The sequence below is a fragment of the Shewanella sp. N2AIL genome (assembly GCF_022690845.1).
GTDB lineage: Bacteria > Pseudomonadota > Gammaproteobacteria > Enterobacterales > Shewanellaceae > Shewanella > Shewanella baltica.
Genome location: NZ_JALBYT010000059.1, coordinates 1 through 5,928 on the forward strand (window position 1 = coordinate 1; position 5,928 = coordinate 5,928).

A 5,928-nucleotide genomic window follows, 5' to 3' on the forward strand; every position below is an offset into this window, starting at 1 on the left:
TACAGAGATCAGAAATTGTGAAGCGGTTGGCGCTGTAACACTCAACCCAGATAAGGCACCAGAAGAAGGCGTAATAAATGCAGCTTAATATTTAAACAAAGAGTGACAACTATCTTGAAAAACACCGCGATGATGAGGTGGCGCTTGTTGTTTTAGTTGTAGTCACAGCGGATACACCATCCGTTAACGTAGAAAGAGGAGATTAAATGCAGAAATCACGCATTACAAATGTAGGTCAAACGGGCGCAGTCAGGATAAGTAAAAGTAGCGATGGAGTTGGTTATGAAGTTCGCCCCAGTTATAAAGGCGCAATCAAAGGGGCATCGACAGGGATAGTGATTGGCCGATGTTTTGGCCCTGCTGGTATGGTCACGGGCGCCATAATCGGTGGCACATTAGGTTATGTGCTGGGAAATGATAGCGATTAAATAATAAAGTGAAAGAAGATGCTGAGTCTTCTTTTTTTATAGCAAGGAAGATAACGAGATCCGATTAATAGCGTGTTAATGATTCACAAAAACGTGAGCGCTGATATATCGCGCAACAGGATGATGAAAGTATCGTAGAGGGGGGATAATAGTCATTATCCCATACAGTGATGTCACACCAAGTTTGAATCACCAAAAAATACAGCTGGAAATAATTAGAGTGACATTGAAGGGTGTAATTTTTCTGTATGGGTATGTTACTTGGTATACCCACCTATACCAGACATAAAATTTGCAGACACGATGCAGCTACTGGCATGTCTAACTTGGACAAATGTAAATGGAAATTGATGGTGTCATATAGGGGGTATACATACCCATTACTATCGAATCACACCTTCTGATAAAACTAATTTCTAATTATTGGACAATCTCTTTGCGCGATTAATTGCGATAGACTTTCTTCGTCTAGGTGAATTCGTTTGTTTTTTGAGCTATTGATGCAATAATTGAAAATAAATTACTCGTCCTTTTTATCGTTTTTTTGTTTGAATTTGTAGTCTCTAAAAATTTCTTAAGGGTTCGGTAGCTTAGAGAACTTTTTTGTACATTTTAGCCTTGTTTTAATGGCTGTTAAATCCTGTTTTTCAGTGGTTTTCTGGCTATTGTTTTTCTCTGTGTATGGTGTGACTATCTCCCCCACGCTGTGGCGCCGCAGTGATGTTACTCACTTACTTTGCAATCTAACTTGGAGAACTTTTATGACCACCACAACCACTTCGGCGTTTATTCTATTACCTACTGGCGATGCAATGCGTAAAGCACTGATCGGTGCCTGTAGCCATTACAAGGACCACGGTCTGATGATTCTTAATAATGCTGGTGAGAAGCTACTGTGGGTGCCTGAGCCCGACAACGCCAAAGCTGCTGCTATGCGTGACGAAATCGTTAATGCACTAATCTCGTAGTTCCCCCCCCCCTAATTTACCTCTTGTTGATTGAAGTGCCTTTTCTGTTGGGTAGGGCACTTCATACTCTAAAATTTACTTAGGAGCAAATGAAGATGGCTATTCCTCGCGAGATTGATTTACATAGTTTCAACGATTCGTCTGCACTCAATGCCATGATTAATATTTCCGTGGCTAATACAGCCTTCATGACCTTGATTAACGAACCGCCTTTAGACCCTTTTACTGTTGGCAACGAAGTTTATAAGCCCATGAGCCTCGAATGGGCTAATGGTGACACGGTTTATCTAGGGCTTGATACCGAATACGTTTATAGCTCTGTTAGAGGGTATAACGAAATACTCAGCTATCAAGTTTTTGCGCAAACAACACTGGGGCAGTACTCCACACTGATATTCCCAAAAAGTGGTGCTAAGAATCACCGTTTGGAATTTGATGTTCTAGTTGGACGCGTGCTTTGTGAAATGTTTGAGCAAGAACTAATTGATGAAGTGCCAAAGCAGGTAGTTGTATTCGGGCATTTCCTACGCGCTGATATAACTAACTTTGCTGACTTCTGGAAAAACCAAAAAACTACATTACGTGGGCTACGTCGAACTGTTGCCTCTGCCCAGACAGATTATGGTGTGGATGTAAATGCCTTTGGAAAACGCAAGGCGGGTAAAGACCCTCAAGTTATTGCAGCTCCATCTGGTGAGAAGTATCGCACTCAGGTTCGTTTTGTTGACACCCTAGCGCTAAGTCCTGGTGGGGCTGGTTTAGCTGTAATTGGCGAAATTATAGGCTTGCCTAAGTTGGAGTTACCCCCATCTTATTCCAAAGGTGATATGCGCAAATTCATGCTTGAACAGCCTAGTTTGTTTGAAGCATATGCCATGCGCGATGCTGAGATTGCATTGGCTTATGGTTTAAAAATGTTCAAATTTTCCTCAGCTGAATTAGGGTTATCTAAGTGTCCAATAACGCTTGGTGCAATGGGGGTGGCAGTGTTTCAGAAAATGCTTAAAGATTCTAGCGTGGATAAACGTGAAGCTTTTGGTGAGCGTGAAATTACGACTCAACACTGGAATGCCCAGTTAGGGCGGCCTCATACTAAAAAGGAATTAATGCCTACAGATGCACGTGAGTTATTCGAGCACTTAGCTATTCGCTGTTACATGGGTGGACGCAATGAATGCTTCACTTCTGGCCCGTCAGCAGTTGGTACTTTCTATGATTTTGACTTAGCTGGCGCATATACGACAGGTATGGTTGATATACGTCCGCTTGATTATGACAGGGCGTTTATGACTGATAGCCTTGATGCTTTCTGCGGGCATGTTTGTGGCTTCGCCCGTGTTCGGTTTGCTTTCCCGGATAGTACAACCCACCCCGTTTTTGCCGTACATCACGCACTATATGGGCTGTATTTCCCGCTTACTGGTGAAACCTACACTACTGCGCCTGAAATCGAGGTTGCTCACAATATGGGGGCAACCATCGAGATCCTGCAAGGTGTAGTAATCCCATGGCAGAGTGACAGTGAATCTTTATTCCTATCGTTCGTGCGATTGATTCGTGAGAAGCGAACTTCCTACCCTAAGAAAAGTTTTGAAGAGTTGATGTGGAAAGAAATAGGTAATTCACTATATGGCAAAACTGCTCAGGGTTTACGAGGCAAAACCGCCTTTGAATTGGCTAGTGGGTTGAGCAAAGACATACCACGGTCCGCAGTGACTAACCCATACTTCGCTGCGCACACTACAGGCTTTGTTCGTGCCGTGATCGGTGAACTATTAGCATCTGTGCCAACAAATAGGCAAGTAATTAGCGTCACTACGGATGGTTTTCTTACTGACGCGCCGCAAGATGAATTGAATCTTTCAGGGCCGATCTGCACTCGTTTTAATTCGCACGACTTACTTGTGAGTAAACCTTTTAACACTATAGGCGATGAATAATATGGCTACTTACATGCAGCTTCGACGTGAATATATGACAATAGTTGCCAAGAAAGCATGCCGAGGACGAAATGCTGCCTTACTGGAATTACAGGATGCGATCTTGGTTACTGAGAAACAGTATGGAATTTTACCCTGTTCCGATGAGTTGCTAAAACTATTTATCGTGATGCTACAATCTAATACAAACTGGGGGTGTAACGTGCTTCAAGGCAAGTTGTATGAAATTATTAGCGAATTAAACCAACTAATTGTTACTGATGTAATAGCTGGAGATATAACGCAATGCTAGTGGAAAAGCATCGAATTGCTCAAGTAATAGCCATGAAAACTAGAGGCCAGATAACAGCTCAAGCTATTGAAGGACATCCAGCTCTGTTAGCTAAGGCTGGCATAAAACCTCCGTGCTCTTTTAGTGAACATAATCGTTACATGATTGATTTATACCTTGAGCGTCGGCCAAATCAACTGACCGACAATACTCATCTAATATCTACAACTGAGCAGTGGCTAAATGAGTCAGATTTAGTGATGTTGAAAAAAGAGCGTCGATTGAACTTGGAATTCGACTTTAAACGAAAGCTTATAAATCCTCGTATGATTGCCGTTGATGGTCGAGAGCATATAGCCTTTGATAGCTCACCTTGGCGTAGTGCCGAAGAAGCCCAGCAGGCCCGTGTTCTGTTTGATGGATGGAGAACTGACAATTGCTTGAAGACAATGGCGGACTGGGAATCTTGGGAGGATTATTACGAGAGTGCTATTACCACCAAGGGTACAGGTATCAAGGTGACTACAGAGGGTTCTGTTGGTTTGTTGCGGCGGATATTCATACGTGCCGCGGTGCAAAAATATTGGGGGTGTGATCGGGGGTTAACTTATAAAGCATTGGCTGAGCAACTAACAGCATTAGGATATAAGACCACTACTGATGAATGTAAAAATGCCAAACGTTCTAAGTTGCCCGAGCATGCAGTACCCGTAACAATACGGTCAATGCGGTTAACTAAGGTACTGTTGAACCACTATCCTACGATGGATTTGTATAAGCTATTTCCGCAAGGTCGGATGGACGAGGTAATGCACCTATTAGGTGAGTTAGTGTAAGATGCTCGTATTGGGTATAGAGTAAGTACCTTACTCTATACCGTTCTCTTGTATGATTTCTTGCTATTCTTTTTCGTGAAAATAACCCATTTGATATTTCCTCTGACGAAACCGCTCTTTCACCCGAAGTCCGCAACACGTTCAGTCATATCGACAACTACATCTTGCTGTATCGGGTAAAGTAACGTTGGACTGTCCATGTGGACTAGTTGTTGAAATTGTTTGGCAGGTTGAAACGCTAAGCCAAGCGGTGAACATTGCTGAATGTCAGATAAAGACACGTAGAACAATCGGTCTTGCCAACTTGCCGCCAAGTACCATTGAGCTTTTTGATAAATCAGCTTGTATGGTTCTACTTCTATCATCCTTTCAGCCAACCATAGCACGACGATACGGTGCAGATTAATAGCTTGTATTAGCTTACTCACTATAAGTGGATCGTGATTGGTATGTGCTTGTTTAAATAAGATTGGTGCAATGTCTTCCCCCCAGAGACTAACTAACGCATCCGTTGGCAACAATCCATCCAGTCCCAGATGTTTTAATGACTGCTGAATATTTGTATTAACAGGTCTTGGCAAAGCGTCTGCTGCTAACCAGTACAGATTGCCGTCTCTTTCAATTGGAAGATAACTTAACCTATTATTCAAATCCCGCTGTACCGTCCGTTCTGACACATTGAATTCGTGACATAGGTCTGACAGTCGCATTTTTTGCCCTTGGAACAATCGAGTCAAAATAAGGGCAAGTCTCAAGGCTAGTTTGTCGTGTTCTTTCATGATGATAATTGTAATAGCCTCAATAGACAGGTAGTGTCGCTCTGAAATTTGACCTTAACCTTTTAATTTGGCTAGTACTTTTGTTATTACCGACATAACTTGTGACATGCTGCGCTGACACATCCTGACGGGTGTTCGTGTTAAACTAGACTAGGTCAACGTCTGACTAATTTAAACAGGAATATATATGAACAAGGATTTGCGCAAAATATCGAAAATATTGGTTCTGGGAACCTCTTTAGTTGGGGTAGGATCACCCGTCCTCGCCAGTGATGACCGTGATTTAGTTAACATAGTGAAAAGCTATAAGATGCAGAGCTGTAACGGTAATACCATTGAGAAGATAGTGAATGGGTCTGTTCGCGATGCAACATGGTCATCTAAAGCAGGAACGGCTTCCGGTGACATAGTAACGATTGAAGGCTGGTTCAAGCAATCAGGGGCATTGATGGCTATGCAATATGAAGTCAAAGATGATAAAACACTGGACTTTAGATTAATGTTATCAGGCGGAATGTTGTTGTCCATGCCTGATAGAATGCAGTACATGGCGGAAATGTGTCGAGTAGCTCGATAAAGTTAGACTTCCAAGCCACGGAGCGTTTCCACCAGTACATGGCGCATCATAATCGGTGCTTTGCGGATAAAGAATTAATCCATACCTCTCACACCTAAATCCTAGATCGCTGGGTCTGTTACATTAACT

6 protein-coding genes are annotated in these 5,928 nt (G+C 42.6%); 5 read left to right on the forward strand and 1 reads right to left on the reverse strand.

What is annotated here, in order from left to right; translation table 11 throughout:
• Positions 1 to 206: 206 nt before the first annotated feature.
• From MO387_RS20565 to MO387_RS20580, 4 genes are all read left to right on the forward strand, one after another.
• A complete protein-coding gene (locus tag MO387_RS20565) occupies positions 207 to 428 on the forward strand; it encodes a glycine zipper domain-containing protein (protein ID WP_242326492.1) in 222 nt (73 codons plus the stop codon).
• A 761-nt stretch (positions 429 to 1,189) separates the two neighbouring features.
• Positions 1,190 to 1,396: a hypothetical protein gene (locus tag MO387_RS20570; protein WP_242326493.1), complete on the forward strand. Its 207-nt coding sequence runs from the start codon at positions 1,190 to 1,192 to the stop codon at positions 1,394 to 1,396.
• A gap of 95 nt (positions 1,397 to 1,491) precedes the next feature.
• On the forward strand, positions 1,492 to 3,336 hold the full coding sequence (locus MO387_RS20575) for a DNA polymerase (protein WP_242326494.1): 1,845 nt from the start codon (positions 1,492 to 1,494) through the stop codon (positions 3,334 to 3,336).
• 285 nt (positions 3,337 to 3,621) lie between these two features.
• Positions 3,622 to 4,443 carry a hypothetical protein gene (locus MO387_RS20580; protein WP_242326495.1) on the forward strand — a complete coding sequence of 274 codons (822 nt, stop codon included), beginning with the start codon at positions 3,622 to 3,624 and terminating at the stop codon, positions 4,441 to 4,443.
• Positions 4,444 to 4,562: 119 nt separating this feature from the next.
• Here MO387_RS20580 and MO387_RS20585 read toward each other — a convergent pair whose 3' ends face one another.
• Positions 4,563 to 5,222, reverse strand: coding sequence for a DeoR family transcriptional regulator (locus MO387_RS20585; protein WP_242326496.1), 660 nt, complete (start codon positions 5,220 to 5,222; stop codon positions 4,563 to 4,565).
• A gap of 187 nt (positions 5,223 to 5,409) precedes the next feature.
• Here MO387_RS20585 and MO387_RS20590 point away from each other — a divergent pair, with 187 nt between their 5' ends.
• The gene (locus MO387_RS20590) at positions 5,410 to 5,799 is read left to right on the forward strand and encodes a hypothetical protein (RefSeq protein ID WP_242326497.1); all 390 of its coding nucleotides are present in this window, start codon (positions 5,410 to 5,412) and stop codon (positions 5,797 to 5,799) included.
• The last annotated feature ends 129 nt before the right edge of the window (positions 5,800 to 5,928 follow it).

Coding starts and splice junctions, on each gene's coding strand:
- MO387_RS20565 (WP_242326492.1), top strand. CDS start 207: ATGCAGAAATCACGCATTACAAATGTAGGTCAAACGGGCGCAGTCAGG.
- MO387_RS20570 (WP_242326493.1), top strand. CDS start 1,190: ATGACCACCACAACCACTTCGGCGTTTATTCTATTACCTACTGGCGAT.
- MO387_RS20575 (WP_242326494.1), top strand. CDS start 1,492: ATGGCTATTCCTCGCGAGATTGATTTACATAGTTTCAACGATTCGTCT.
- MO387_RS20580 (WP_242326495.1), top strand. CDS start 3,622: ATGCTAGTGGAAAAGCATCGAATTGCTCAAGTAATAGCCATGAAAACT.
- MO387_RS20585 (WP_242326496.1), bottom strand. CDS start 5,222: ATGAAAGAACACGACAAACTAGCCTTGAGACTTGCCCTTATTTTGACT.
- MO387_RS20590 (WP_242326497.1), top strand. CDS start 5,410: ATGAACAAGGATTTGCGCAAAATATCGAAAATATTGGTTCTGGGAACC.